Origin of the sequence: Ensifer sp. ENS10, from assembly GCF_014852025.1 — a bacterium.
GTDB lineage: Bacteria > Pseudomonadota > Alphaproteobacteria > Rhizobiales > Rhizobiaceae > Ensifer.
In genome coordinates, this window is the sequence record NZ_JACVAS010000005.1 from 304,279 (window position 1) to 329,195 (window position 24,917).

22 protein-coding genes and 5 pseudogenes are annotated in these 24,917 nt (G+C 60.3%); 10 read left to right on the forward strand and 17 right to left on the reverse strand.

Annotated features, from left to right (window positions below):
• The first annotated feature begins 61 nt into the window (after positions 1-61).
• Positions 62-1,105 (forward strand): SDR family oxidoreductase, encoded by a 1,044-nt coding sequence (locus tag IB265_RS19865; protein WP_113133429.1) that lies wholly within the window; start codon positions 62-64, stop codon positions 1,103-1,105.
• 170 nt (positions 1,106-1,275) lie between these two features.
• Here the strand turns inward: IB265_RS19865 and IB265_RS19870 are convergent, their stop codons facing one another.
• From IB265_RS19870 to IB265_RS19885, 4 genes are all read right to left on the reverse strand, one after another.
• A complete protein-coding gene (locus IB265_RS19870) occupies positions 1,276-2,247 on the reverse strand; it encodes an ABC transporter permease (protein WP_112996534.1) in 972 nt (323 codons plus the stop codon).
• A gap of 11 nt (positions 2,248-2,258) precedes the next feature.
• Positions 2,259-3,239 carry an ABC transporter permease gene (locus IB265_RS19875; protein ID WP_192495080.1) on the reverse strand — a complete coding sequence of 327 codons (981 nt, stop codon included), beginning with the start codon at positions 3,237-3,239 and terminating at the stop codon, positions 2,259-2,261.
• Positions 3,236-4,777, reverse strand: a complete 1,542-nt coding sequence (locus IB265_RS19880) for a sugar ABC transporter ATP-binding protein (protein ID WP_057251550.1) — start codon at positions 4,775-4,777, stop codon at positions 3,236-3,238. The genes IB265_RS19875 and IB265_RS19880 overlap by 4 nt, the downstream gene beginning before the upstream one ends.
• A gap of 69 nt (positions 4,778-4,846) precedes the next feature.
• Positions 4,847-5,971, reverse strand: coding sequence for a sugar ABC transporter substrate-binding protein (locus tag IB265_RS19885; protein WP_057251580.1), 1,125 nt, complete (start codon positions 5,969-5,971; stop codon positions 4,847-4,849).
• Positions 5,972-6,321: 350 nt separating this feature from the next.
• Here IB265_RS19885 and IB265_RS19890 point away from each other — a divergent pair, with 350 nt between their 5' ends.
• The 3 genes from IB265_RS19890 to IB265_RS19900 are packed head-to-tail and all read left to right on the forward strand — an operon-like array spanning position 6,322 to position 8,525.
• Positions 6,322-7,233 carry an SMP-30/gluconolactonase/LRE family protein gene (locus IB265_RS19890; protein WP_057251551.1) on the forward strand — a complete coding sequence of 304 codons (912 nt, stop codon included), beginning with the start codon at positions 6,322-6,324 and terminating at the stop codon, positions 7,231-7,233.
• 15 nt (positions 7,234-7,248) lie between these two features.
• Positions 7,249-7,473, forward strand: coding sequence for a tautomerase family protein (locus tag IB265_RS19895; protein WP_113133881.1), 225 nt, complete (start codon positions 7,249-7,251; stop codon positions 7,471-7,473).
• Positions 7,470-8,525, forward strand: coding sequence for a LacI family DNA-binding transcriptional regulator (locus IB265_RS19900; RefSeq protein WP_309140397.1), 1,056 nt, complete (start codon positions 7,470-7,472; stop codon positions 8,523-8,525). The genes IB265_RS19895 and IB265_RS19900 overlap by 4 nt, the downstream gene beginning before the upstream one ends.
• Before the next feature lie 385 nt (positions 8,526-8,910).
• Here IB265_RS19900 and IB265_RS19905 read toward each other — a convergent pair whose 3' ends face one another.
• The 3 genes and pseudogenes from IB265_RS19905 to IB265_RS37790 all read right to left on the reverse strand — a co-directional run.
• Complete coding sequence (locus IB265_RS19905) at positions 8,911-9,213, reverse strand: DUF982 domain-containing protein (protein ID WP_082615891.1); 303 nt, start codon at positions 9,211-9,213, stop codon at positions 8,911-8,913.
• 404 nt (positions 9,214-9,617) lie between these two features.
• Positions 9,618-9,809, reverse strand: a pseudogene (locus IB265_RS19910) (hypothetical protein); the annotation flags it as partial.
• Positions 9,801-9,998, reverse strand: a pseudogene (locus tag IB265_RS37790) (hypothetical protein); the annotation flags it as partial. The pseudogenes IB265_RS37790 and IB265_RS19910, both read right to left, overlap by 9 nt.
• Positions 9,999-10,367: 369 nt before the next feature.
• Here IB265_RS37790 and IB265_RS19915 point away from each other — a divergent pair.
• Genes IB265_RS19915 through ligD (IB265_RS19925) form a run of 3 tightly spaced genes read left to right on the forward strand, consistent with a single transcriptional unit; the run spans position 10,368 to position 13,240 of the window.
• Positions 10,368-11,261 (forward strand): Ku protein, encoded by an 894-nt coding sequence (locus IB265_RS19915; RefSeq protein ID WP_192495081.1) that lies wholly within the window; start codon positions 10,368-10,370, stop codon positions 11,259-11,261.
• Positions 11,262-11,276: 15 nt separating this feature from the next.
• Complete coding sequence (locus tag IB265_RS19920; protein ID WP_113133883.1) at positions 11,277-12,086, forward strand: Ku protein; 810 nt, start codon at positions 11,277-11,279, stop codon at positions 12,084-12,086.
• Positions 12,083-13,240 (forward strand): non-homologous end-joining DNA ligase, encoded by a 1,158-nt coding sequence (ligD, locus tag IB265_RS19925; RefSeq protein ID WP_192495082.1) that lies wholly within the window; start codon positions 12,083-12,085, stop codon positions 13,238-13,240. The genes IB265_RS19920 and ligD (IB265_RS19925) overlap by 4 nt, the downstream gene beginning before the upstream one ends.
• Here the strand turns inward: ligD (IB265_RS19925) and IB265_RS19930 are convergent.
• The 5 genes and pseudogenes from IB265_RS19930 to IB265_RS19945 form a co-directional block, all read right to left on the reverse strand.
• Complete coding sequence (locus IB265_RS19930; RefSeq protein ID WP_192495083.1) at positions 13,211-13,831, reverse strand: DUF4334 domain-containing protein; 621 nt, start codon at positions 13,829-13,831, stop codon at positions 13,211-13,213. The genes ligD (IB265_RS19925) and IB265_RS19930 overlap by 30 nt on opposite strands.
• Positions 13,743-14,261, reverse strand: a pseudogene (locus IB265_RS19935) (hypothetical protein); the annotation flags it as partial. The pseudogene IB265_RS19935 and the gene IB265_RS19930, both read right to left, overlap by 89 nt.
• Positions 14,262-14,282: 21 nt before the next feature.
• On the reverse strand, positions 14,283-16,916 hold the full coding sequence (gene ligD / locus IB265_RS19940) for a DNA ligase D (RefSeq protein WP_192495084.1): 2,634 nt from the start codon (positions 16,914-16,916) through the stop codon (positions 14,283-14,285).
• A 2-nt stretch (positions 16,917-16,918) separates the two neighbouring features.
• Positions 16,919-17,223, reverse strand: a pseudogene (locus tag IB265_RS36855) (hypothetical protein).
• Positions 17,224-17,261: 38 nt separating this feature from the next.
• Positions 17,262-17,495: a hypothetical protein gene (locus IB265_RS19945; protein WP_192495085.1), complete on the reverse strand. Its 234-nt coding sequence runs from the start codon at positions 17,493-17,495 to the stop codon at positions 17,262-17,264.
• 536 nt (positions 17,496-18,031) lie between these two features.
• On the opposite strand from IB265_RS19945, the gene IB265_RS19950 reads away from it, so the two are divergent.
• Entirely contained in the window at positions 18,032-18,226 is a 195-nt protein-coding gene (locus tag IB265_RS19950) for a hypothetical protein (protein ID WP_113737835.1), read from the forward strand.
• A 1,459-nt stretch (positions 18,227-19,685) separates the two neighbouring features.
• A complete protein-coding gene (locus tag IB265_RS19955; RefSeq protein ID WP_192495150.1) occupies positions 19,686-19,937 on the forward strand; it encodes a hypothetical protein in 252 nt (83 codons plus the stop codon).
• Positions 19,938-20,140: 203 nt separating this feature from the next.
• On the opposite strand, the gene IB265_RS19960 is transcribed toward IB265_RS19955, so the two are convergent.
• From IB265_RS19960 to IB265_RS19975, 4 genes are all read right to left on the reverse strand, one after another.
• Positions 20,141-20,446, reverse strand: coding sequence for a DUF1236 domain-containing protein (locus tag IB265_RS19960; protein ID WP_057251561.1), 306 nt, complete (start codon positions 20,444-20,446; stop codon positions 20,141-20,143).
• 789 nt (positions 20,447-21,235) lie between these two features.
• Positions 21,236-21,583 (reverse strand): hypothetical protein, encoded by a 348-nt coding sequence (locus tag IB265_RS19965; RefSeq protein WP_057251563.1) that lies wholly within the window; start codon positions 21,581-21,583, stop codon positions 21,236-21,238.
• 326 nt (positions 21,584-21,909) lie between these two features.
• Positions 21,910-22,590 carry a hypothetical protein gene (locus IB265_RS19970; protein ID WP_192495086.1) on the reverse strand — a complete coding sequence of 227 codons (681 nt, stop codon included), beginning with the start codon at positions 22,588-22,590 and terminating at the stop codon, positions 21,910-21,912.
• 156 nt (positions 22,591-22,746) lie between these two features.
• Complete coding sequence (locus tag IB265_RS19975; RefSeq protein WP_057251566.1) at positions 22,747-23,013, reverse strand: hypothetical protein; 267 nt, start codon at positions 23,011-23,013, stop codon at positions 22,747-22,749.
• A 347-nt stretch (positions 23,014-23,360) separates the two neighbouring features.
• Here IB265_RS19975 and IB265_RS19980 point away from each other — a divergent pair.
• Positions 23,361-24,049, forward strand: a pseudogene (locus tag IB265_RS19980) (transporter).
• A gap of 80 nt (positions 24,050-24,129) precedes the next feature.
• On the opposite strand, the gene IB265_RS19985 reads toward IB265_RS19980, so the two are convergent.
• Positions 24,130-24,885 (reverse strand): transporter substrate-binding domain-containing protein, encoded by a 756-nt coding sequence (locus tag IB265_RS19985; protein WP_192495088.1) that lies wholly within the window; start codon positions 24,883-24,885, stop codon positions 24,130-24,132.
• Between the last annotated feature and the right edge of the window lie 32 nt (positions 24,886-24,917).

Below are 24,917 nucleotides of genomic sequence, written 5' to 3' on the forward strand. Positions count from 1 at the left end.
GTTGACCATGGACCTTAGTCCAGCCTTATATGATGCGTTCCCTCAATTGTGGAACACTTTCATGCTGAACTATCCTAATAACGATTCCCATGAGCCGACTGCCTTCGTGACTGGGGCAACCGGCCTTCTGGGCAATAATCTGGTCCGCGAACTAATCGCCGACGGCTGGGGCGTGCGCGCGCTGGTTCGCTCGCACGAGAAAGCAGCAATGCAGTTTGCCGGGCTGGATTTAGAGATCATCGCCGGCGATATGCTCGACGTGCCGGGTTTTGCGGACGCACTTAGGGGCGTCGACGTGGTTTTCCACACAGCGGCTTATTTCCGGGACTCTTACAAAGGCGGGAAGCATTGGGACGCGCTCTACGCGGCCAATGTCGCGGGTACGCGTGGCTTGCTCGATCACGCTTATCGTGCCGGCGTGCGGCGCTTCGTCCATACCAGCTCGGTCGCAGTGCTGCGCGGTGCAAAGGGACAAACCATAGACGAGTCCATGTTGCGGGACGAGCGGGACGCCGATGATTATTACCGCAGCAAGATCCTGTCGGACCGCGTGGTGCTTGATTTTCTCGACAAACATCCCGATTTCTGGGCGGCCATGGTGCTTCCGGGCTGGATGCACGGGCCGGGGGATATCGGGCCGACGTCGGCTGGCCAAACAGTGCTGGATGTGGCACTCGAGCGCTTGCCCGGCGTTCCACCCGGCTCCTTCTCGGTGGTCGATGCGCGCGATGTGGCGCGGGCGATGATCCTCGCTAGCCACAGGGGGCAACGCGGCGAACGTTACCTCGCCGCCGGACAGCATATGACCATGGCCGATTTGTTGCCGTTGATCGCACAAGCCACCAGGGCCAAGGCACCGACCCGCCGCATTCCGCTCTTCTTGCTTTACCTGATCGGCGCCGGCAATGAGCTCTACGCGCGGATGACTGGCAAGCCTGTACTCTTGAGTTGGGCCATGGCGCGAACAGTTGCCACGGAGAATGACCGATCTCGCTACGATTGTGCGAAGAGCACACGAGAATTGGGTCTGGAGTTCCGGCCCGTGAGCGAAACCCTGCGTGATGAAGTGGCCTGGTTCCGTACGCACGGTTTCTTGCCTAGCTGAAACCTCGCCATACGGCGTTAAAGGGCTACAGCCAAGACAGAGGTTTCAGCCAAAGACCCTTGAAGGCGGCGACATTCGTTGATTTCGGTCTTAGTGCCCTTTTCTCCTTAGAAATCGCGCACGGAGAAGCCAGATGGATGCGTGTGGCGCTTCCTCTGTTCTCCGCAAGTTTAACGGCTGGCTGGCGCACGACCATAGAGCAGGAGCATGAGTATGATCACCACGCCGTAGATGATCTGGCGACCGGCCTCGGGCATCTGCGTGACGGAAAGGATCGATTGCAGCAGCGTGATGAGGATGACGCCGGCGACCGTGCCGAGATAGGATCCCCGTCCGCCGAGGATCGAGGTGCCGCCGAGCACCACGGCCGCTATGGCAGGAAGAAGGTAGGCGTCGCCCATGGATTGCGCGGCCTTGGAGGCATAACCTGCAAGCAGAACCCCGCCAAAGGCCGAGAGCCCGCCCGAGGCGGCAAAGGCGGTCATGACGATGCGGCGGGTATTGATCCCGGAAAGATAGGCCGCACGCTCGCGATTGCCGATACCGTAGACCGCACGCCCGAAGCCCGTCCGGCGCAGAAGGAAGACCATCGCCGCGCCGATCAGCGCCCAGATGAAGACGACATTCGGGATGCCCGGGATCAAGGCGCCGGTGGCGAGATAGCGCATGGCTGCGGTCGCGGAATCCTGTGGCGAGAAGCCGCCTGTGTAGACCACCATGACCCCTTGCGCGACGGCATTCGTCGCGAGCGTCACGATCATCGAGGGTATGCGCAGGTATGCCACTCCAACGCCGTTGAAGAGCCCGATGCCGATGCCGCAAAGGATGCCGAATGGTATGGCAAGCGTGGTGCCAAGGGGGCCGTATGCTGCAGCGGCGCAGGCCATCATTGCGCCCGTTGCCACGGTCCACGGCACCGAAAGGTCGATCTGCCCGAGCAGGACGACAAGCATCATGCCGGTGGCAATGATGCCGAGGAAGGATGCCACCTTCAATTGCTGCAGCAGATACTCCGGTGACAGGAAGCTGCGCGAATAGAAGCTGCCAAGGACAAGCAGCAGTACGATGCAGCCAAATGCGGTGAGCACCGCCGGATCGAGACTGCGCATGAAACCCTGCTTCCGTTCCGTTGCCCGCGTCATTGCCGTCTCGCTCACAGAAACCACTCCAATCGATTGCGCACACGAAAGAGGGCGAGCGCGCCGAGGCTGATGGCCGCAAGCAGGATCAGCCCCTGAAACAGCGGTTGCCAGAGCGGATCGAGATCGAAAACGAACAGAAGGTCGCCGATCGTCCGGAACGCCAGCGCGCCGAAGACGGCGCCTATGGCGCTGCCCTTGCCGCCGAACAGCGACACGCCACCCAGCACCACGGCGGCGATCGAAAACAGCGTGTAGGCATTGCCGCTCGCAAAGGCCGCGTCGCCGGTATAGGTAAAAAAGGTGAGGAACAGCCCGCCGAGGGCGGCCACCAGGCCCGAAAGCGTATAGGCCAGCAGCTTGCCGCGGCGGATCGGCATGCCGGACATGTAGGCCGAAGTTTCGGAAGAGCCGGCGGCATAGGCCGCGCGGCCATAGACCGAGCGGCTGAAGGGCACCCATATCAGGACGACCACTGCCGCGAGCGCCACAAGGCTCGCAGGGACGACAGCGAAAATACGTCCCGTCAGGGCATCCGCGAGGTGCTCGTTGACCGACCCTCCCGGAAAGGGTCGCAGCAACAGCGCGATCCCAAAATAGACCGCCCCCGTTGCGATCGTCGCCACGATCGGCTGCAGACGCCCGTATATCACGATGGCGCCGTTGGTCGCCCCGCACAACGCCCCCACGGCCAGGACGACGAGGACGCCGAAGGCCGTCTCGAGCGGCGAGCCCACGACCAGCCACGAGGCCAGGCAGTTGGTGAGCAGGAAGATCATGCCGACGGAGAGGTCGATGCCTGCGGTGATCACGACCATGGTTTGCGCCATCGCGACGAAGGCGAGCAGCACCCCCTTGTTGGCCGCCGTCTGGATGACATTGGCCGTGAAACCAGCCGGATGGTTCGCGGTGTAGATGATGAACATGACCACGAAGATCGCCAGCGCCGTCAACGTGCCCCGGTGCTCCGCCAGTCGGTATTCCCAGTCCTTCATTGCGCCGGCTCCCGCTGGGTTGGTTCTGCAGACGGAATGTTGAGTGCGCTCGCTATCAGGGCGCGCTCCGTTATCTCTGCTCCTGCCAGTTCCCGTTTCACCGTTCCGTCATAAAGCACGAGCACCCGGTCGCAGCAGCCGATGAGCTCGGCATAGTCGGTCGAATAGAACAGGATGGCTGCGCCCTCGTCCGCAAGGCGCCGCAGTAAGAGGTAGATCTCCTGCTTGGTTCCCACGTCGATGCCGCGCGTGGGATCGTTCAGCAGAATGATGCGCGGCTGCCGCATCAGCCATTTCGCGATGACGACCTTCTGCTGGTTGCCGCCCGAAAGGGCACCGACGGGCGCGTCAATATTACCTGCCTTGATGGCGAGTAGCGTCATCATCTGATTGATGGCGCTCTCCTCTTTCGCCCTGTCGATGATCCCGCCACGCGTCAGCCGATCGAGCGACGCAAGCGAGAGATTGTCGCGCACCGTCATCGGCTGCATCAGCCCCTCGGTCTTGCGGTCCTCGGGGATGAGCGCCATGCCGATGCCGTGCCGGCGCGCCTGCGCAGGGCTGCCGATGCTGATCGGGCTGCCGTCGACGAGAACCGTGCCGCGCAACCCGCGCAGGACCCCGAATAACGCCAGAAGGAGATCGCGCTGCCCTTGCCCGTCCAGCCCACCGAGACCGACGATCTCACCCGAGCGAAGCGAAAACGAGATGTCGTGAAGGCGATCCGCCCAGGACAGATTTCGTGTTTCAAGCACAGGCGCAATCTGTGCAAGCCGGCCGGGCTTGGGAGGATAGACGCTGTGATACTCGCGGCCGATCATCATCTCGATGACCTCCGCATCGCTCCTTGTGCCCGCCGCGTAGCTCGCAACCTTGCTGCCGTTGCGAAACACTGTGCAGTCGTCCGCAAGTTCCGCAATCTCGTTCATGCGATGCGAGATGTAGACGAGCGCCAGCCCTTCCGCACGCAATCGCTTCAGTACGGCAAAAACCTTCGACACGTCGGCCGCCGTCAGCGCCGATGTCGCCTCGTCGAGGATGAGGATGCGCGGCTTGCGGGCCAGTGCCTTGGCGATCTCGACGATCTGCTTGCGCGACAGCGGCAGGTCCTTGACCAGCGCCAGAGGATGGATGTCGGCGGCACCGGCGCGCGCCAGCGCCTCCTCTGCGATGCGCCGTTGGGCCTTGCGGTCGATCATGCCGAACCGCGTCGGCGGATTGGAAATGACGATATTGTCGGCAACGCTGAGTTCCGGGATCAGCGACAACTCCTGAAAGACGCAGGCGATCCCGGCGGCGTTGGCGGCAGCCGGCGAAGCGAATTTCACCGGCTGTGCATCGAGCGTCATCTGCCCTTCGTCCGCAGCCACGACGCCGGCCATGATCTTGATGAGTGTCGACTTTCCGGCGCCGTTCTCACCGAGAACGGCGTGGATGGCCCCAGCCCTGACCGACAGTCCGGCATTTTCAAGCGCGCGAACCCCACCATAGCGCTTCGATATCCCCTCCATGCGAAAGAGCGGGCCGCCATTTTCCATTGCTCTCTCCGGGAAACCGTTACGGACGACGGGCACTGCACGGCTGTGCAACGCCCGTTCCTGATCGACCTACTGGTTTTCCTTGCTCTGCTTCATGATTTCCTGGGCGGAGAAATTGATCCCGCAGGTAGGGAAGGAATTACCGACGAAGAAATTGTCGGATTCGGACTGGAAGTAGTCCTGGCCCTCCTTGAAATTCGGATCCTCGACAATGGCCAACGGCAACTTGACCGACTGCGGCACCACCTGTCCCTCGAGCGCGGCGATCGCCGTCTTGATGGCAACGGCCACCTGTGCGGGTCCGGTTCCGGCCGACGAGCATTTCAGGCCGTCTGCGGCATGTGCTGCACAGAACTTGCGAAACCCGTTTTCGGTTTCGCCGCCAAACGGCACGAACGGATGTTTGGCGTCGATCATCGCCTGGACAATGCCGGTATCGCCGCCCTGGCCGGTAATGCCGTCGAAGGGACCGCTGGTGGCGATCGCATCCGCCGTCACCTTCTGGGCCACCCCGTCATCCCATTTGCCCACGACCTCGATGACCTCGAAGTTCTTGCCCGACGCCTGGAGTCTCTCATGGATGCCGTTGTGCCGATCGGTGTCGACCGAAGTGCCGGCCACACCGCGCACCTCGAGTACCTTGCCGCCGTTCGGCAGGTGTTTGACGAGCCATTCGCCCCACAATTGGCCGAGCCCCTTCTGGTCGACGTTGACGTTGATCGCGTCCTGGGTGTCGAGGATATTGTCGAAGGCAACCAGCACCACGCCGGCTTCCTTCGCCCGCTTGATGACGGGCGCGAATGCCGTCGGGTTCTGGGCGTTGACGACGATGGCGTCATAGCCGGAATCGATGAAGTTGTTGATCGCCGAGATTTGGGCGGGCACGTCCTCACCCGTCGAAACGACCTTGAACTCCTTCAGCTTCGCCGCGACGTCGGGCTGGGCGGCATAGGCCTTTGCCGTCTGCACCATCTGGATACGCCAGGTATTGGCGATGTAGCCGTTGGCAAGCGCGATGCGGTACGGGCCTTCCTTTTTCGGAAACTTGAAGAATTTTGTGTCCGCCGACCATGGCGCGAAACATTCCGGCTCCGCCGCGGGCCCTGAAACCACTTCCGGCTCCGCGTAGGCGGCCGATCCCAACATAAAAAAGGCAGTGGCAGCAACGATGCCGCCAGCGAGTGACTTCACCATCGACATTTCCTCCCATTGGCGCGCCACTGATTTTGTTCTCCGTTTCGAGAGGGAACTCCTTCCCCCGGAACGGCACGAACTTCTCTGGCACCGGCACGCTGGATGCCTGCTTTCACCATTGACGAGGCGCTCTGGTCTCCTCCCGAAAACACCGCTGTCTCTTAATTAGGTAGCGCTACCACAAAAAATTGTAAAGTAACATTTGCGGATTACCGAGAACCGAACTCCTCAATTTTCAAGTGAAATTCGGCGACGTCGACAGCGATGCAGGAAGGCTATTCCCTTCCGTGATGATAGCGCTATCATGCGATCAGCAGTCAGAGTGCGATCGTTGTCGCATGAGGGTACCCATGGCCGAGGATTTCGAGATCGTAGACCAGCGCTTTGCCAGCCTGGTCAACCACAGCGCCCGAGTGGAACAGCTCTATACGGGGTGTCGCTGGGCCGAAGGGCCGGCCTATTTCGCCGCCGGGCGCTATCTGGTCTGGTCGGATATTCCCAATGACCGGATGCTGCGTTATGACGAAACCGACGGGCATGTGAGCATCTTTCGCCAGCCGTCGAACTTCGCGAACGGCAATACCACCGACCGGCATGGCCGTCTGGTGACCTGTGAGCACGGTGGCCGCCGTGTCAGCCGCACCGAACATGACGGGAGCATCACCACCGTCGCCGATCGCTGGAACGGCAAGCGGCTCAACTCACCGAACGACGTCGTCGTGCGATCAGACGGGTCGATCTGGTTCACCGATCCCGCCTACGGCATCGAGTCCGATTACGAGGGCCACAAGGCCGAAAGCGAAATCGGCGCCTGCCACGTCTATCGTGTCGACCCGGCGACGGGCGCAGTTGCGGCCGTCATTACTGACATGGTTCGGCCGAATGGCCTCGCCTTTTCGCTTGATGAAAAAAAGCTCTACGTCGTCGACACCGGCCGGACGCATGGGCCCGACCTTCCTGCGCATATGCGCGTCTTCGATCTGAACGAGGCGGGCGCGATATCGGGCGGGCGGGTCTTTGCCGATTGCACCGTTGGCCTCTTTGACGGGTTCCGCCTGGACGACGAAGGGCGGATCTGGACAAGCGCCCGCGACGGCATCCATTGCTACCACCCGGACGGCACCTTGCTCGGCAAGGTGAGAGTGCCGGAAAACACCGCCAATTGCGTGTTCGGCGGGCCTAAGCGAAATATCCTCTACATCTGCGCGACCAGCTCGCTTTATGCCGTTCGGCTGATGGTCAACGGCGCAAAACTCGACTGAGACAGGAGGCCAGCCATGCCGTTGGTGCGGATCACCATCGTGCGCGAGACCCTCGCCGACGATCCTGCGGCCAAGAAGGCGGCAATCCGCAGCCAGGTCACTGCGGCGATTGCCGAGGCAACCGGATTGTCCGAGCGCGAAATCTCCGTCGTCTTCGATGAGGTGGACGCAAGGAACTGGTATGTCGGCCGCACCGATGTCGGGACCCTGCGCTCACGCAGCCAGAAGGAGTCGACGTGAAGGACGACATCACTCCCAAAGACCAGAGCCGGAGGGCAAGCCGACGCGGCAGTGGGAGACCGACCATAGCCGACGTCGCAAAACTGGCAGGGGTCGCCGCGATTACCGTGTCGCGCGCGCTACGCGATCCCTCGCTGGTTTCGGCCGAACTGCGCGCGGGGATCGATACGGCGGTGGTCCAGCTCGGCTATGCGCCCGACCCCAATGCGCGCGCGCTCGCCTCCTCCCGAGCCGATGTGATCGGTGTTCTCGTGCCGTCACTGACAAACATCGTCTTCGCCGACACGGTGAGAGGCATCTATGACGAGCTCGGCGACGGTCCGTTGCAGATACAGATGGGCAACACCCACTATTCGCCCCGGGAAGAGGAACGCCTGATCCGGATGTTTTTGAGCCAGCGGCCGTCGGCGCTGATCGTGTCCGGCATCGACCAGACCGAAACGACCCGCAAACTGCTCGAGAGCGCGGATTGCCCTATCGTGCAGATCATGGAGTATGGCGACGATCCGGTCGATATGCTGGTCGGGTTCTCACACTTCGATGGCGGCAAGGCGGCGACCAACCATCTGATCGAGGCTGGATATCGCCGTATAGGCTTCATCGGCGCGCGAATGGATCCTCGCTCGCAGCGTCGCCTCGCCGGTTACCGCTCGGCTCTGGAGACCGCTCAGCTCTTTGATCCCAAGCTGGTAACCACCACGCTGACGCATTCACGCGTATCGCTCGGCGGGCCGCTCCTGGCCGATGCGCTTGGCAAGGTCACCGATCTTGACGCGGTCTTCTGCAACAATGATGACCTTGCCATGGGCGTGCTGTTCGAATGCCAGCGGGCGGGCATCGCCGTGCCGCACAGCATGGCAATCTGTGGCTTCAACGACCTCGACATGATGCACGTCGCCTATCCGTCGCTCACCAGCGTACGCACGCCGCGCTATGAAATCGGCCGGCGCTCGGTGCAGATGGTGCTGGATCGACTTGCCGGCCGGCCAATTGAATCGCCGATCGTCAACTTGGGCTTCGAGCTTCAGATTCGCGAAAGTACGGCGCGATGAAACGGCACATTCTCAAGGATCGGCCGCAGCGCACAATCCAGATGATACATTGTCCGTGAAAGCATTGCGCCGGCACTTCGGTCGTCCGGCATTCTTTCCCAGTTCTCTGCAAGCCGCCGTCCCGCCACCATGGCGGCGGATGGGAGACGAGAAGGTCTAAGCTTTGCCAGCCTTCTGAGGTTTTGTGCCGTAAGTCGATGCCGACATTGCCGTCGTCGGGCGCGATGATTGCGGTGTTGACGCCGACCAGCATGCCGTCTGCTGTCACCAGTGCGCCTCCCGAGTTGCCGGGGTCATTTTTGGCCCGCGGTCGCGAATTGCTATGGTGCGCCGCGGAGCGAATGTTCGAAAGTCGGGCCCTAAGAAGCGCCCGACCCCAGCCATTCTAGATAGGCGAATGTTGACCGCCAGCGCCGGTCTTCGTCGCGAGCAGCCCATCCGCGCTCGTTGACATGCCCGCATCTCGGCAGGCGTCAATGAACGCTTCGCGTGCGATGGCGACTGGCGTCATTCGGTTTAGCGCACGGCGGCACGTTTGAACCGCCCGATTGTATTGTCTGCCGCGATAGATGGCCCAATCGCCTTCCAGGAAATCGAGTGCGTCGTTGACAGAAGCGAAGATATGGGACGCCCCGTCCTTCATGCGGACGGTGACGGGCGTCATCCAAACCAATTCCGGGTGCAGCATGATGTCCTCCTTTCGCATTCACGCCGGATGAAAAAGAAGTGAAAAAAATATTGGCTGCGCCAGAGCGAATTTCAAGACTTTCAAACACCTACCGCATGATCGACTACCGTCACGCCAGCTTTGGCCGCTTCCAAGGCCCCGGCATTGGAGCAGGGATCGCTCCCACTGCGGAATATGATCACTGATGGGTTCGCTACGCAGCAGTTGCGTTGCAACGGACGGATTTCGGGCGTGCGCATGCCAACATGCGATTGAGGGTGGACACAGACGATGGGTACTTCTGTCTGCTGAGATCGCCCGCGGGCGGCGGCCGATGACTGACGGTCTGTGAGTCCGACCGATCGGCGGCGTTAGAGCGCGCGGGAATGAAGTCAAGAAAACGTTCGTGCCCTTCCTCGCCTTGACTACTTTGAACGGTCCGGCTCGGTTTCATCGAACCCTACGTCCCAGTCTTTTGCGGGTTCCTTATGACCGGGCGCGCTACGGTCGTCGGACATGTCCTCGGACCCAGTCACCACGGTGGGCTTTGCGCTCGATACGCCGGTGCTCTTGCGATCCGCCTGAGATTTGGCGAACTGGCCTTTTGCATCTTGTTTCGTCTTAAGGGCATCAGACGCCCGGCTGCGCTCCGGATCCCGGTTATTTTCGCCCGCGGCGTCTCGATCACTATCCGGGTTATCCTTTGCCGGAAGATACCCACGCGGTCTGCTTTCCTCGGGGCCTTCCCAGCGCGGAGACTGGTCGGTAGTGCCCGGAGCGCCGTCTTTCGGTTTGTTCATTCCCATGTCCACCTCCTGTCTCGTCGAGCAAAACTGGTGACGGACGTGGAAGTTCCTCAATCGGCGCCGCACCTTGAGAGATCTCGTCGCCGCAAGTCACATAACAAAATCGCGCGCGGCCCTCCCACCTACTTCTGGAACACTGCGGCGCAGAACCAACGAGGTGTTTCGACGCTGTCCGCCGTTCTCCTTGAGGTTGGTAAACCCAGAAAATGCGAGTCGCCGCCAAAAGACGAATTGTATCAGGAACCTAGGCGGGGCTCGCAAAACGCGCAGCCGAACAGAGCTAAGTCATTGAAAAATGATTCGTTTCGAGTCGGAACGAATCGCCTCCGAATCACTTGAATCGCTTGATTGTGGTGGAGTGTCGGTGTCATGGCGGGCCCAAGAGCGAATTGGAAGGGTTACATCAAATTCGGAGAGGTTTCCTGTCCGGTGGCGCTCTACACGGCCGCCTCCTCATCCGAGCGCATCGCCTTCAACACGCTCAATCCCAAAACCGGAAACCGGGTTAAACGCGAGTTCATCGACAGCGAGACCGGCGATCCGGTGGAGCGAGAAGATCAGGTCAAGGGCTATGAAGTCGACAATGGCCAATATGTCGTGCTCGAGCCCGACGAGGTCGCCGCGGCAATCCCGGAGAGCGACAAGACTCTCAGGATCGAGGCCTTTATTCCCTGCTCCCAGATCGACACCACCTATTTCGACAAGCCCTACTATCTCGCGCCCGACAAGATGGGCACGGATGCCTTCCTGCTGTTACGGGACGGCATGAAAAAGCAAGGGGTCGCCGCAATCGCCCAGACCGTGCTCTTCCGCCGGATGCGCACCCTCCTCATCCGCGCGCATGGCAAAGGCCTGATCGCCTCGACGCTGAACTTCGACTACGAGGTCCGCTCGTCGGAAAAGGCATTCGAGGAGATCCCGAATCTCAAAATCGAGGGCGAAATGCTCGAGCTCGCCGAACACATCATCGGAACCAAGAAGGGCACCTTCGATGCCAGCACGTTCGAGGATCGCTACGAGGCCGCGGTCGCCGAACTGGTGAAGGCTAAGATCGAGGGCCGCACGTTGCCGAAGAAGAAGGCGCCGGTGGCCTCCAAGCCGAGCAATCTATTGCAAGCGCTTCGCGAAAGTGCTGGGCTGGGCGCCAAGGAGACGAAGCCGAAGCGCACGGCCGCCAACGCCAACCGCCGCGCCGGTCGCCAGAAGGCAGCAGAAACTGCCGCGAAGTCGAAGCAGGCCGCGCCGCCGCGTCGCGCCGGCTGATCGGAGGGTGTCGTTATGGCCATCCGCCCGCACTGGAAAGGCTATCTCAAACTTTCGCTCGTTACCTGCCCGGTGCAGATGATGCCGGCGACATCCGAAAGCGAGAAGGTCCGTTTTCATACCCTCAATCGCCAGACCCAGAACCGAGTCGTCAGCCATTATGTCGACGCCGTCACCGGCAAAGAGGTGAAAGAAGAAGACGAGGTCAAAGGCTATCAGCGCGGCGAGGACGAATACGTCATTCTTGAAGACGAGGAACTTGAGAACGTGGCGTTGGAGAGTACCAGGACGATCGACATTTCCACCTTCACGCCACGCGACAGCATCGAGTGGATCTGGCTCGACACGCCCTATTATCTTTCCCCCGACGACCCGGTCGGCGAGGAAGCATTTTCGGTCATCCGCGACGCGATGGACGCCCAGAACATGGTCGGCATTTCCCGGCTGGTGATCTCGCGGCGCGAGCGCGCCGTCATGCTGGAGCCACGCGGAAAGGGTATCGTGCTCTGGACCCTGCGCTATGGGGACGAGGTTCGCGATGAGGATAGCTATTTCGAGGCGATCGGCGATGGGAAAGCCGATTCCGAGATGATGCCGCTGGTCCAGCAACTGATAAAAAAACAGACGAAGGACTGGAGTGCGAAAATGGTAGCCGACCCTGTCCAGGAGCGGCTGCTTGATATCATCGCCGCCAAGAAGAAGACGCTGAAGAAGCCGGTCAAAGGCAAGGCCAAACCGCAGCCGTCGTCACCAGCCAGCAACGTCGTCAATATCATGGACGCCCTGAAGAAATCGGTCGCGGCCGAAAAGCGGGGCGGCAGATGAGACGCCGCACCAAGCCGTTGCTTCAGAACGAACAGCTTTTGAAGTTGAAACCGGCCCGGCCGCGCGATCCAGCGCAACCCCATCTTCCGTTCGATCCGATGCCCGAGCGCATCGAGCCATGCCTGGCCCTCCTGAAGACCGTGCCGCCCAAAGGTCAGGATTGGGCCTTCGAGGTAAAATGGGACGGCTATCGGCTGGCGATCCACATCAAGCCGAAGGGCGTGCGGATCATCACCCGCGGCGGTCACGACTGGACGCACCGTTTTCCGGCGATCGCCGCGGCAGCACGAAAGCTGGGCGCAGGAACGGCCATCCTCGATGGCGAGGCTGTGGTTTTGGACAAAGACGGGCGCTCCGATTTCGGGGCGCTGCAGCGTTCGCTTGGCGGACGCGGCGGCAAGCGCTCGTCGACGGAGTCGGTGTTCTTCGCTTTCGATCTTTTGTATTTCGACGGCCACGATCTCACACGAACCGAGCTTTCCGTCCGCCGGCATCTGCTCGATGGTTTCCTCGACGGCGCCACCGGGGCGATCCAGGTGTCGGAGGAAATCCATGGCGATGGCGCAGCACTTCTGGCAAATGCCTGCTCGCTTGGGCTCGAGGGCATCGTTGCCAAACATCGGGATCAGCCCTATCGCTCCGGCCGTTCCGGCGACTGGCTGAAGATCAAATGCGTCCAGAGCGAAAGCTTCATGGTCGTCGGCTACGAGCAGTCCGCCGTTGCACGCGGCGGCATCGGCAGCCTGCTTCTCGCCGGTCGCAAGGGGCATGACTGGGAATATGTCGGCTCAGTTGGCACCGGGTTCAACACCAAGGATGCCGAGGAACTGCGCGCCAAGCTCGACAAGCTGAAGACCAAGCGGCCGACCGTACCGCTCAAAGGTAAGGACCTGGTGTTCGCCCAGCCAACATTGATTGCCGAGATTGAGTTTCGCGGGTGGACCCACGACGGCAATTTGCGGCACGCATCCTACAAGGGCCTGCGCGAGATCCAGGATAATGCCGCTGTCTTCAACATGAACGAGAAGCCACCCCGGCTGACCGGGCGCTCGGCTCCCCTTGCGGGGAGCGCCCTGTCGGAGCCGGACGACCGTGCGCTTCAGTCAAGCTGCTCGGCAAAACAGTTATTGAAACGGGTGATGCCCGACAGATGATATCCCACCGTCCAGTCTGCAAGGTTCGTCGACGCGGTCGAGTTCGAAGAAATAGATCCGCTCGTCGCCGGTGATCGTCATCGCCCCCATTATCGTGTGCTCGTCGATACGACGGAAATGATCGACGATCGGCTGGTGGTCATAGACCATCGCCGAACTCTCGATTCCGCCAAACACCCTCATCTTCAGCGAAGCGACCGGCCCCCTCGCCCGAAGCCGGCGCTGAAGATAGGAAAACAGGTTTTTCGCCACACGCGTCCGGCCGAGCACGTGCAAACGCAGCGCCAAGGGAAGCGGTATCCATTTGGGATCGATGGCGACCAGACGCCGCTCCCCCAAGCGGAACAGCAAGGCGTCCGCCCGCATGTCCGGCGTGAACCGCTTGCCGAACCAGCCGAGATTTTCCAGCACACCGTCGAATGGATGTCCGGCCGGAATGCCGCGTCCCTTCCATAGGCCGACGAGATCGCGCGGCTCGATCGGGGCCAAGCTTCGGAATGCCTCAAGGGTGATCTGCTGTTCTCTCACCGGAGACTTTGTCCTTCTGTTCGGCTCGCCGCCTTGATCCAAGTCGCGCCACGCGCAACTCATCGAGCGTTGGCATCCACCAGCCGCGCTCCAGTTCGCGTTGCTCCGGTAGCGTCCACGCCGGCCAGGTTGTCACCAGTTCTTCCAACGTGCCTGTTCGCCAGGACGTCCAGCCATATTCCTCGCCATTCGCCGCGCGAAAGTATAAGCCATCGAGCAGGGCCCTGTCCGCCAACGCGCCGTCCGTAGCAGAAAATCGCCCCGACCAGCGGGCCGATAGCGCCGCTGGAGTGGGCCTCATTGGCAGGGACCGGATAGCGTTTCCGCCGGCACTCCCTCGTCCTTGCTCGGACGCCGCCTCTTCCGCCGTGCCCTTGATCGCCTCGCGCCGCACCCGCCGTGCCTCCGGCTCGCTACGCTCCACGGCAGCCTCGATTTCCTTCAAGCGCTTCCGCAACTCCTGGAACGAACGGTAGGGCACGGTCCAGAGGCGACCGTACACACGGTTCATAGATCACGCTGCCCGCCTTGATTTCCCGAGCCGCGTGATCGCCTGCTCAAGCGGACGCTCGCCGTCGCAATAGTCCTGCCAGGCCGAGGTTTTCGCAAGCAGCGCCGGCACGGTGCGCACGGTAAATCGCTTCGGGTTGAGATCGGATTTCACCTGAGTCCAGGTCAGCGGCATCGAAACCGTGGCGCCGGGCCGCGCGCGCGGCGACAGTGGCGCCACGGCCGTCGCCATACGATCGTTGCGGAGATAATCGAGGAAGATCCTGCCGCCCCTCAGGCTCTTGGTCATTTTGATGAGATAGAGGTCGGGATTATCGCGCGCCATCTGCTGACACACGTCGTGCGCGAAGCCTTTGGCCTCAGTCCATGACAGCGGTTTGCGCTTGTTGACGGCAAGAGGCGTGACGACATGCAGTCCCTTACCGCCGGTCGTCTTGCAGAAACTGACGAGGCCGAGTTGGTCGAGCCGGTCGCGCATTTCACGGGCGGCCGCGACCACGGTCGAGAACGGCACGTCGGGCCCGGGATCGAGGTCGAACACCAGCCGGCCGGGTACTTCCGGCTTGCCGGGCTCGCAATTCCACGGATGCAGCTCGACGCCGCCGATCTGGGCGATCGCCGCCAGCCCCTCGATCCGATCAATCTGCAGGTAAGGCTTCTTGTCGCCGAAGACTTGCACCAGCTCGAGGAGGTTGGAGGTGCCGGGCATCGCATGCCGCTGGAAGAACTGTTCTGCGCCGATCCCGTCGGGCGCCCGAATGATCGAACAGGGCCGGCCCTTGATGTGCTCGATCAGCCAGACGCCAACCGCCTCATGATAGCGCGCCAGATCTTCCTTAGTGACGGGCTCGCCATCACCCGCGTCCGGCCACAATGGCTTGTCCGGGTTGGAAATGAGGACGCCCATGACCTCTGCCTTGGCGCCTTTGCGCCGGACGGAGCTGTCCCTCGCAGTCGCCGCAGGCTCCGGCGTGTCGGTTTTGCCGGGCGATGCCGGCTTCTCGGCCTCGACCTCCTTCGCCGGCTTGTCCTCGCGCAGCCCCTTGAACGCTGCCTGACGGACGAGGCCGTCTGCCGTCCACCCTTCGAATTCGATCTCGGCGACCAGCTCGGGCTTCAACCAGACAACTTCGGCCTGCTTCTTCGGAGCGCCGATACCTGTGAACGGCGATCTCGCCGTCTCGATCGCCTTCAGTTTCGGTAGCAGCAACTCGACTTTCCTGGCGCCGTAGCCGGTTCCGACACGACCGACATAGACGAAGTGTTCACTACGATGCACGCCGACCAGAAGAGACCGGAACTTGCCGTTGGTTTTGGCGTAACCGCCGATAACCACTTCATGGCCGGCGCGGCATTTCGACTTCGCCCAGGTTTCGGTGCGGCCCGATTGATAGGGCGCATCCATCTGCTTGGAGATGACGCCCTCGAGATGCAGCTTGCAGGCGGACCGCAGCACCGCGTCGCCGCCGGATTCGAAATGTTCGACATAGCGGATGCGGGGATCGTCAGTCGTCTCATGGAGCAGGCTCTGAAGCCGCTCCTTTCGCTCGACCAATCGCATCGACCGCAAGTCCTTCTCGCCGTCGAACAGAAGGTCGAAGGCGAAGTAGACCAAATTGCCGGTCGTTCCCTCCGCCAGGGCCGCTTGCAGGGCCGCAAAATCGGGGGCGCCGTTCTCATCGAGCGCGCAGATCTCGCCATCAATGATGCAATCGGGCAATACGGAAGCAGCCTCCGCGATCTCGAGGTATTTCGCTGTCCAGTCCAGGCCTTTGCGGGTCTTCAGCGTCGCCTTGCCATCAGCGACCCGCACCTGGATCCGGTAGCCATCGAACTTAATCTCGTGCAGCCAGTCATCGCCGGTCGGTGGCCGATGAAGCTTATCGCAAAGCTGCGGGTCAATGAACTCCGGCAGGTCGGCGGTGACGGAAGTCGCAGCACCCTTGCGCAACCGCTGCTTACGCTGGCCGGCCGCCAGGCCGTGCTTGCTGTCCCAGACGGCGTCGGCCTCGGCACGTGCATTCGCCATCATGAACGGGCGCGGTTTTCGACCCTTGCCTTCGGCGATCTGCTCCATGCTGCGGCCGGAGGCCACCGAGGTGGCATTTTCCTCAAGGATCGCGGCGCCGTTCTCCTCGACGGAATGATCGTCGTGATGCTTAATCAGCAGCCAGTTGGTCCTTTTTTCGCCGTCGCGGTTGCGCATCCGGACCAGAACGAAGCTGCCGTGCAGACGCTTGCCCTCGAGCGTGAACTTGAAGTCTCCCTTCCTCAAGGCATCTTCCGGTGACTTCCTGCCTTCCGGCTCCCAATAGCCACGGTCCCACAACATCACCGTGCCGCCGCCGTACTGGCCCTTGGGGATCGTGCCTTCGAAGTCACCATAGTCGAGCGGGTGATCTTCGACCTCAACCGCCAGCCGCTTGTCGTGCGGGTCCAGCGACGGTCCCTTGGTCACGGCCCAGGACTTGAACACCCCGTCGAGTTCCAGCCGCAGGTCATAATGAAGACGGGTGGCATCGTGCTTCTGGATCACGAACCGCCGGCGACTGGAAGGCTTGACGTGTACTTCACCGCTCGGTTCGCGGGTCTTCTGGAAATCGCGCTTGGCACGATATTTCGAGAGATTGTCGGCCATGCTCAGCGGCTCGATATACGGAGTGCGCCGGCGTCACCGAGACTGCGCCGAACGGTCGCCACATCACTGGATGCGATATCCGCCAAGGCCTCGATCTCGCCTGCGACCGGCATGTCGCAACGAGCGCGTCCCCCAGGAGAAGCGTCCCCACCGGTAGCACGGAGCCCGCTGTTTTGCGGTCACTTGCCGACGCGATGAAGATGTCAGGCCTCGAGATGCAGTTTTGAACGAGGTGTTCGACGGCAAGATCGGCCGCTTCTAGGGTTTGGACCGTCGCCCTGATCTTAGTGTTGCTGACGTCGGCCATTGGGTGTCTCCTGATATGGTTTTATTCAGGGGCTCATTTCAGCGGTTGCGTTTTTTCCAGTCCTGATACGGCGCCAGCAATTGACCAGGAAAGCGCTTTCCGATTTCTTCCTCGATTAATCCAATCCGCGACAGCACCTCATCGCGTTCCGTGCCTTCAACGGATTCGCTTGCAGCTTCCAGATCGCTCATGACAGAAAAAACCTCGTCCTTTGTCATCGCTGTAAGCCGGGCGGCAAATTCTGCGACGGGGATGCTGTTGAAGTTCGTCATGAATAACCTCCAACCTTCCAAGCCATAAATCTTGATGTCGGCCCGAAGTTCCAACGAGACGGGAATCATAAGACTTGCGGCAGGTTTGCGCCTAGGCTCAAAGGCGATCGTAAACGGAGCACACTTGCGCGAAATCGGTGTGTGGGCCGGGATCCTCGCTCGAGGCTGCGGCTGATCTGTCCACCTGCATAGCGCCGGCGCGGGAGCGTTCGGTTCCGACAATCCCGGGAACGCCCGCCGCGACCGGTTCGTGAAAAGGACAGCAAAGCAAGGCGATGGTCCAACCCGATCATAGCCCGGCGTCGCGAAGTATTCCCGCTTCCTCTCATAGAAGCCTCTTGGCAATGCATCCTCACCTCGGCCCCGTGGTCACCCGGAACCAACTGCTAATGCATCTTTTATCCGTATCGACCCCGTGCATCTCGGCTCAAGAAATGACGACCTCAATATTTACGGTGCTGTCGGAACCTTATCGATCGGCCGGGCTTGGGTTCGTCTCGGTCAAATCGACTGGGCACAAACCAAGGAGAACGATAATGGCAAATCAAAGCGGCAGCAGCGAACAGCAGCGAAAAGCTGGTGAGCAAAGCCACAAGAATGATAATAAACGGCAATCCACGAGCCGGGACAGCGGAAGCAGCAAAAGCTCCGGCTCCGGCGGCAAGAGTGGCTCGGGCGGCTCGGGCGGCTCTGGTGGTTCCGGCGGTCGCAGCAGTGATCGAAAAAGCTGAGGGTATGACCGTGGTAAGTGGCCAAGGACGCGAGCGGCCCGATGAACCTCCAGAAGATGGACCGCTTGGCAAAGAGGATTTGCTTGAACCTCGGAACCCGGTTCCGGATGCGGAAGACCCGGACGAGGAGGACGACACCGAGGAGGTCGATGTGCCGCCCCTGGACCCAGACATGGACGACACCGATGATTTGCCCCCTCGGGAGTAGACGTACTGCGTGAACCAATACGATCGCCCGTCCCTGGCCGGGCGATTTCGTTTTACGGACGACTGCAGTTTGAAACTGTCGTGATCACGAGGCGGGGAGGAGCCGCCTCGTTTCACGAGCGCGGTAGTGCCCGGACGTCGACGCTATTCCTGAGTTACCTGCGCCATGTAGACGGCCACATTCCGGCTTCCGTCGCCGGAAAATGCGCCGCCAATGAGTAGGTATGCAGCAATCGCCAGCATCGAAAACAGCATTACGCCTATCGGCAATCCGATCGATGCTCTCCGCTCGCGTAACGTTCTCTGTGGTACATCGCGAGAGTCTTCCTGGTGTTAAAATCGAGTGGTGCCAGAACTGCCCGGAAGGGTCGATGCGGACAGCTCTGGAACCATTATGCGCCCTTGGCCGCAAAGGTGGATGCTTCGCCATGGGCCTGAGTGAAATATGTGTCGCCGGGACAACGCGACAACTGATCTCAGACCTTTGCCGGTGGCGTGTGAGACTGAAGTCCTATGGCGGAACTTTAGGGGGGGTCGCGGGTTCTGCTCCGCTACTTCGATCTTCCCCGATCGAAAACGCCTCTAGGCCCCACCCATCATCAAGTGTCCCCGCGCGGATGGGGCCTACCGCGCCCGTCCGAATTTCGTGGAAACTTGGGAGCCCCGGCAGCGGGGCAGTTCTCTTGGATCTCTATGCGGAGGCGATTTATGGCTGACGATCTGAGAAGAAGGCTCGGAGCAGAAGGGTTGCCCCAGCCAAGAGCCTGAGGTCGTCTTCATGCAGAGGATCGTTAACGACGCGATCGCCTGCAACGCGCAGCTGGCCCGCATCTGGCAGCTCACTTTCGAGGACTTTGCGACGGACATCAAAGACCCCGATAGCCTCGGGAATCTCAGAATCCAGTCACAAGCTGTGTGGGGTTAACAAGGTATCGGTGTAGCTTCGCGAACTGAGCGTGGACGCAGGACGGAAAGCTCCGGCATCCCTCGTTCAAGGGCGTGCGCGAGATGGAAGGGCTGACCGAAGTCTTCGAAATCGATCGCGACGCATAACGTCGTGTAAACGAGATAGGCTGCCCGGCTCACGTGCCGTTGAACTGGCGCGCCGCAACCCGGTTGAACTGGTGGGTCGCGCAGGCCTCATCCTTTCGAATAAGGGGCTACACTCAAAGATTTAGGAATCAAATCTAAGGTCTGGATGGTTCCTACACGGACAGGATGTATACTGTGTGTTTGCAAAGGAGCCAGGGCCATGGAGAAGAGAAACGACTCAGAAAAGGTCCCTGAGGGACTGGAAACTGAAGCGCAGGCTCGAAGAGATTTTCTCAAGAAGGCCGGGCGTTTTGCCGTTGTAACACCTCCGGCGATTACCCTCCTCCTTGGTACGAGCCTGAGTTCGCGCGCCATTGCCAAGTCCAGTGGCACACGTCCCGGCTGGGGTTTTGGGGACAAGAACCATACCCACAACGGACCTCCGGGTCTCTGGAAGCGGTTCGGCGGCTGATCGGTGGTCCTTCGCCTCACACTCAGTTTTTGATCATCTTCTTCCACGACTTGGTGTCCACTTATTTTGGTGGACACCTTATGCGTCAGCTTACTCAAGAGAAGACGGCGCGGGGAATTTCGCGCTTGGCGTTTCCTAGAGCAGAGGTGGCCCTGAACCTGAGCCCCTGACCAGTCAGCAGGGGCTCAGCGAGCCTGCGACGGTTAGTCGATAATCCGGACGATCTTGCGTGTTCCTGGGTCTACCAGCACCGTTCGGTTGTCAACGACGACATAACGATACTTGATGTCCGGCGCATCAATCGTTTGCAGTTCCACGGTTTCCGGAACCGTCGAGCCGACATTGAGCTCCACTCCAGGAAGTTTGATGGAAGCAAGCGGCTTTTTCTTCACGTATTCGCGAACGACCGTTTCCTGCTCTGGCGTGATAACGACCGTCTGAGCCAGGGCAACGCTAGAAGCACTGACCAGAAACAGCCCTGCGAGGGCGGAGCTGACAAGCTTTTTCATGTTCTCCTCCAAGTCTGGTTGTTGTAGTTCCCACTCTCAATGCGGGAACCGCTTACTAAACCTCGTGGCGGAGTTTCCGTTCCGGTGGTCAGACTTTGGACGCATGGGGGTTCGACCTTAGTCTGAGACCTCGAAAATTACGCAAGGCGGTGTGGAGGTTCCTCCCGCAATTGCGCGAACTGGTGATCGAGCGCGGACGCGCCTTCCTCAAGCCGGATGGTGACAGGACCGACGAGATCTCGGCGCGGGAGATTGGCTTGGTCGCTGGCGGCTCCACCACGGGCGTCTCGATCTTGGCCTTCACCTCGTCTAGCCATTGGCGATGCCCCTCACGCCCCGACTTCCTAGCCGTGAGAACCTCCAACGTACCCTCAATGGAGAAACTCCTTGTCGCTTTGTTGCGCTGGGCATCGGCTATGAGTTCAACGATCGAATATCGGCAATCGCCGGCTATCGTGCACTGGGCGTTGACTACGACGACGATGGTTTCCTGTTTGATACGGTCCAGCAGGGTCCAATCCTCGGGCTCGCCGTAAAATTCTAAGGCTTGTCGAGTTTAATTCGCCTCATATCCGGCCGCCTCTGCACCGACACGAGATCATGTTGCCATTGGCAACCCGCAGAGCATGTAGCGGCTCGGCCCTGCATGTTGTGCAACCATCAGGCCGATAGACCTGGAGCGCCGCCTCGTGATGTATGTTCCGGAGGAAATTGCGCGGAGATTGCTTTATGGAGTGAGAGAAGCGGGACGCGGTATGTCCCGCATCCCGCTTCAGCGGCTAGGGACGCTCAGCGAACGTAGATCGTCAGTCCGCCGTCAGTGGCCTGTTCGGCGCCGCCGATATTTTCTATCTCGACATTTTGCGCCTTCAACTGTTCCGCAAGCGGCTTGTTGGCTTCGATCGCCGTGACCAGGGCTTTACGCTGCTCCGGCGTCGCGTTTTCCACCCACAAGCGGGTCTGATTCTGTTCCGCCAGCGTGCTGATCTGAACGACGTTGACTTTATCGCCCTTGAATTCACTCACCGATTTTTCGATATTGGCCGGCCAGTTCATTTCAGCCTGAGCATAAGCTATTCCGCCAAAGCTAATGGCGGACAGGGCGGCAATTACGGAAAACACTGCAATGCGTTTCATGGTCATGCTCCTCTCTTGGGTTGCGCTCGTGGCCCAAGCGGCAACGAAACGCGTGGTTACCGGCCTATCCCGTCGCGACCGCACGGGCCGGAACGGCGCCGGATGGCTATTTTTTGTTGAGACGGTGCAAATACAGCCTTGCTGGTGGCGATTGAATGATGATCGCCCTTACATGTCGGAAGCTGCGTGATCGAGCTTCGCACCCTTTCTTCGTCGCAAGTTCCAATACCGGCGCGTTGTGAACGTATATAGCTTCACACAAGAATGGCCCTGCCAGGTTTGCAAGGGGACGGCTCTCGCGCGCTGGCACATGCCCAAACGCGCTCCTAGTAGCAGGGCGGATAGGGATAGTAGCCACAGGCCCCAGGAGCGTAGTAGCGACGCTCGGCAGCTGCCGCGCCGATCGCAGCCCCGGCGACTACGCCTGCACCGTAATAGGCTCCCGGGTGCGCATACCATCCCCCGCGCCAGACCGGGGCACGACCACCAACCGCTACCCCGCCGTATGGGCCTCGAGCAGCAAACCAGTCGATAAACAGCGATGCCGGGCCGTCCGCCCCAACCAGATCACCTTCCAGGACGGCAACTTCGAAAGTCAGATTACCACCCTCGAGCTTGGGCGCCTTCAAGACGACCACTGCATCGGCGACCGAGTCACCTCTGCCGCTCAGGACTGATATTGTTGCATTAGGAGGGTCCTTGGCGAAGCTGTCCGTTCCCTCACCCCATTGCTTGATGAACTCGGAGGTGAGGACGTGACCTGCAGATCGCACCGGCCGATCGGCGAAGACGATCGAACTGGCGGTGATGCCGGACATCGTGAGCTTGCCGTTTTCGAGTTTTGCTCCCGCAGAATTAAGAACGGCAAGAGACGGTACCATTTGCGATTTTGTCGCCCCGATCGTCTTTTGCGCCGGCGCTGACATGGCGTCCTGTGCGAACATTGGCGCGGTGGATAGCAGGCCCGCCGCCAGAGCGACCAGGCATATGCAGGATAATTTGTTCATCTGTATCACTCCCTCTTGTCCCGGTTGGCCCTATTGCGGGAGCCCCAGATTGATTAGCAGTGCGCACCTGTTGTCGGCTGACACGGAATGGCCGGGGGTGTCAGTCGGCCACTCTGCGCGTTCATGATCCGTGATCTGAAAGATAGTTTCCTCGGATTAGTATGGTTTTGCGAAAGGGCCCTTGCCGAACCTTTCCAGTTCCCGCTCGATGTCGATAAGGATGCTGTCTATGAGCTCCTGATACTCGGCGATCCGCTGTTGCCGTCCGGAAGATGTGGAGCGCCGCCATCGGTCCTTCTCCTCATTGGCTATGGCGAAATCCTCACAGAGTTCGCGAAAGGCCTCGCATTGGGCGGCGAGTTCCTCGATCGCCTGACCGCTCGTTTTGAAGTAGCTCGTTACGAATTCGACACCCTTTCCCATTTGATCTATCCGTTTGTGTGAGGCCTGAGTTCAAAGGAAGGACAATGCCAAATACCGGCGCTGCTTTTCGGCCATCGTGAGCGCTGGCAGGAGAGACGCAAGGTACGTAACTGTAACCTACAGTGAGCACGACACGTTTTACTCGCGTAAGATGTGGCTTTCTGGTTGCCGATGAGGCATTGAACCTTTGGCGTTGGAGACTTAGGCTCGATTTCAACAAATTACGAATTTGAAGCCAGATTGAGAGACAGTGGCAGCATCCCCCAAGGGGAGGACGCGACGCCGCATCCAGAGCCCAGCGCCGAAGATATCCCGTGCCAGCTGCAAAATGCTGTCTCCAGCCCCGAATCTCGCACGGGGACCTTGGCGCTGCCTTCCTGATGACGCAGGACGCCGATCTAGCGAAGAAACTGTCAAATCCGATTGCCTCGCTGGTGAGTGTACCCTTCCAGTTCAACTACGACAGCGGATATGGTCCAAGCGACGGGCACAAGGCGGTTCTGAACATTCAGCCGGTCATTCCATTTAAGCTGAACGACGATTGGAACGTCATCTCGAGGACTATTGTCCCGGTAACATCACAGGACGACATCGCGGGGGGCAGCGGAAGCCAGTTTGGACTTGGAAATACGCTCCAGAGCTTTTTCTTCTCGCCCAAGGAATCCGCGGCCGGCGGGCTGATCTGGGGCGCTGGTCCCGCCATCCTTATTTCAACTGCGACGGAGCCTCTGCTTGGCGGGGGGAAGCTGGGGCTCGGTCCCACAGGTGTTTCTTGAAGCAGGAGGGACCATGGACCTACGGCACGCTTGCCAATCATATCTGGTCAGTCGCGGGAGACGGCGGGCGTGCGGACATCAGTTCGACGTTCCTGCAGCCGTTCGCTTCCTACACGACGCATGATGCCTGGACCTTCACGTTGGACACCGAAAGCACGTACGACTGGAAAAGCGACCAATGGAGCGTGCCCATCAAAACTGGTTCGGTAGCCGAACAGCAGCTGATCGCAAATCCTAGCCGAAACCCACCAGGCTGGTAACGGCCCCAGAGCGGACTTTCAATCCCTCGCCTTGAAGAGATAAGTACCGCAGACCCGCCGCATTGGTTGGGTAACGCTTTTTATGAAACCAAGCCTTTGTTTTCATTTAAATTCCGCAAGGCAACGCGATTGCGCTGCGCATCGCGAACGACGCTTTCCGAGAAGCCTTGTTGAAGGACCTCCTCAACGAATTCGCGCACCAAGAGACCCGCGGCTGGATTGGAACAACTGACGGCGATTGTTTGCCTGATAACGAGGAATGGTTCCACCAGGACGCGAAAACCCTCACGCGCGCTCGCAAAATGCTCAAGCGCTTGCCGCACACCCGCCGCGGCGTGATGCTTGCCTTCGGCAAGCATTTCAAGGGCTTCCCCCGGCGTAGACGAATGAACGATTTTGGCATGCGCGAGACGCCGGGACAAATAGAGGTCATAGGCAGCGTTTCGGGTGACGCAAATTTCCACGCCCTCCGAATCGACGTCTTGAAACGTGCGATACCGTGCTGCCTCTCGAACCACAAGCGTGCCCTCGATCAGCGCATAGGCAGGCGAGAACAGCAGCCTGTCTTCGCGCGCCGGGTCGGCGGCCAGGAAGGCGATGTCCCACTCGTCCTGATCGACCCGGTCCAGGATACTGGCTGCCGATGGGTAGGCGACGAAATCGACGCGACAACCGAGCCGCTCTGCAAACTCTCTGGCAAGCTGTGGGCTGACACCTTCAAAGGCTCCCGTCTTCGGATCGAGTTGCACCAAAGCGATATTGGCAAGGTTTACCGCCACCCGCAGATAGCCTTTCGGGATCAGTGCGCTGAGCGAAGCTGCGATATCGTCGGTCATGTCTCGATCTCCTGCCGGACAGCACAGTCTTG

Excerpts from the sequence above, each read along its gene's own strand:
- IB265_RS19865 (WP_113133429.1), top strand. The coding sequence starts at position 62 with ATGCTGAACTATCCTAATAACGATTCCCATGAGCCGACTGCCTTCGTG.
- IB265_RS19870 (WP_112996534.1), bottom strand. The coding sequence starts at position 2,247 with ATGACGCGGGCAACGGAACGGAAGCAGGGTTTCATGCGCAGTCTCGAT.
- IB265_RS19875 (WP_192495080.1), bottom strand. The coding sequence starts at position 3,239 with ATGAAGGACTGGGAATACCGACTGGCGGAGCACCGGGGCACGTTGACG.
- IB265_RS19880 (WP_057251550.1), bottom strand. The coding sequence starts at position 4,777 with ATGGAAAATGGCGGCCCGCTCTTTCGCATGGAGGGGATATCGAAGCGC.
- IB265_RS19885 (WP_057251580.1), bottom strand. The coding sequence starts at position 5,971 with ATGGTGAAGTCACTCGCTGGCGGCATCGTTGCTGCCACTGCCTTTTTT.
- IB265_RS19890 (WP_057251551.1), top strand. The coding sequence starts at position 6,322 with ATGGCCGAGGATTTCGAGATCGTAGACCAGCGCTTTGCCAGCCTGGTC.
- IB265_RS19895 (WP_113133881.1), top strand. The coding sequence starts at position 7,249 with ATGCCGTTGGTGCGGATCACCATCGTGCGCGAGACCCTCGCCGACGAT.
- IB265_RS19905 (WP_082615891.1), bottom strand. The coding sequence starts at position 9,213 with ATGCTGCACCCGGAATTGGTTTGGATGACGCCCGTCACCGTCCGCATG.
- IB265_RS19915 (WP_192495081.1), top strand. The coding sequence starts at position 10,368 with ATGGCGGGCCCAAGAGCGAATTGGAAGGGTTACATCAAATTCGGAGAG.
- IB265_RS19920 (WP_113133883.1), top strand. The coding sequence starts at position 11,277 with ATGGCCATCCGCCCGCACTGGAAAGGCTATCTCAAACTTTCGCTCGTT.
- ligD (WP_192495082.1), top strand. The coding sequence starts at position 12,083 with ATGAGACGCCGCACCAAGCCGTTGCTTCAGAACGAACAGCTTTTGAAG.
- IB265_RS19930 (WP_192495083.1), bottom strand. The coding sequence starts at position 13,831 with ATGAGTTGCGCGTGGCGCGACTTGGATCAAGGCGGCGAGCCGAACAGA.
- ligD (WP_192495084.1), bottom strand. The coding sequence starts at position 16,916 with ATGGCCGACAATCTCTCGAAATATCGTGCCAAGCGCGATTTCCAGAAG.
- IB265_RS19945 (WP_192495085.1), bottom strand. The coding sequence starts at position 17,495 with ATGACGAACTTCAACAGCATCCCCGTCGCAGAATTTGCCGCCCGGCTT.
- IB265_RS19950 (WP_113737835.1), top strand. The coding sequence starts at position 18,032 with ATGGCAAATCAAAGCGGCAGCAGCGAACAGCAGCGAAAAGCTGGTGAG.
- IB265_RS19955 (WP_192495150.1), top strand. The coding sequence starts at position 19,686 with ATGGAGAAGAGAAACGACTCAGAAAAGGTCCCTGAGGGACTGGAAACT.
- IB265_RS19960 (WP_057251561.1), bottom strand. The coding sequence starts at position 20,446 with ATGAAAAAGCTTGTCAGCTCCGCCCTCGCAGGGCTGTTTCTGGTCAGT.
- IB265_RS19965 (WP_057251563.1), bottom strand. The coding sequence starts at position 21,583 with ATGAAACGCATTGCAGTGTTTTCCGTAATTGCCGCCCTGTCCGCCATT.
- IB265_RS19970 (WP_192495086.1), bottom strand. The coding sequence starts at position 22,590 with ATGAACAAATTATCCTGCATATGCCTGGTCGCTCTGGCGGCGGGCCTG.
- IB265_RS19975 (WP_057251566.1), bottom strand. The coding sequence starts at position 23,013 with ATGGGAAAGGGTGTCGAATTCGTAACGAGCTACTTCAAAACGAGCGGT.
- IB265_RS19985 (WP_192495088.1), bottom strand. The coding sequence starts at position 24,885 with ATGACCGACGATATCGCAGCTTCGCTCAGCGCACTGATCCCGAAAGGC.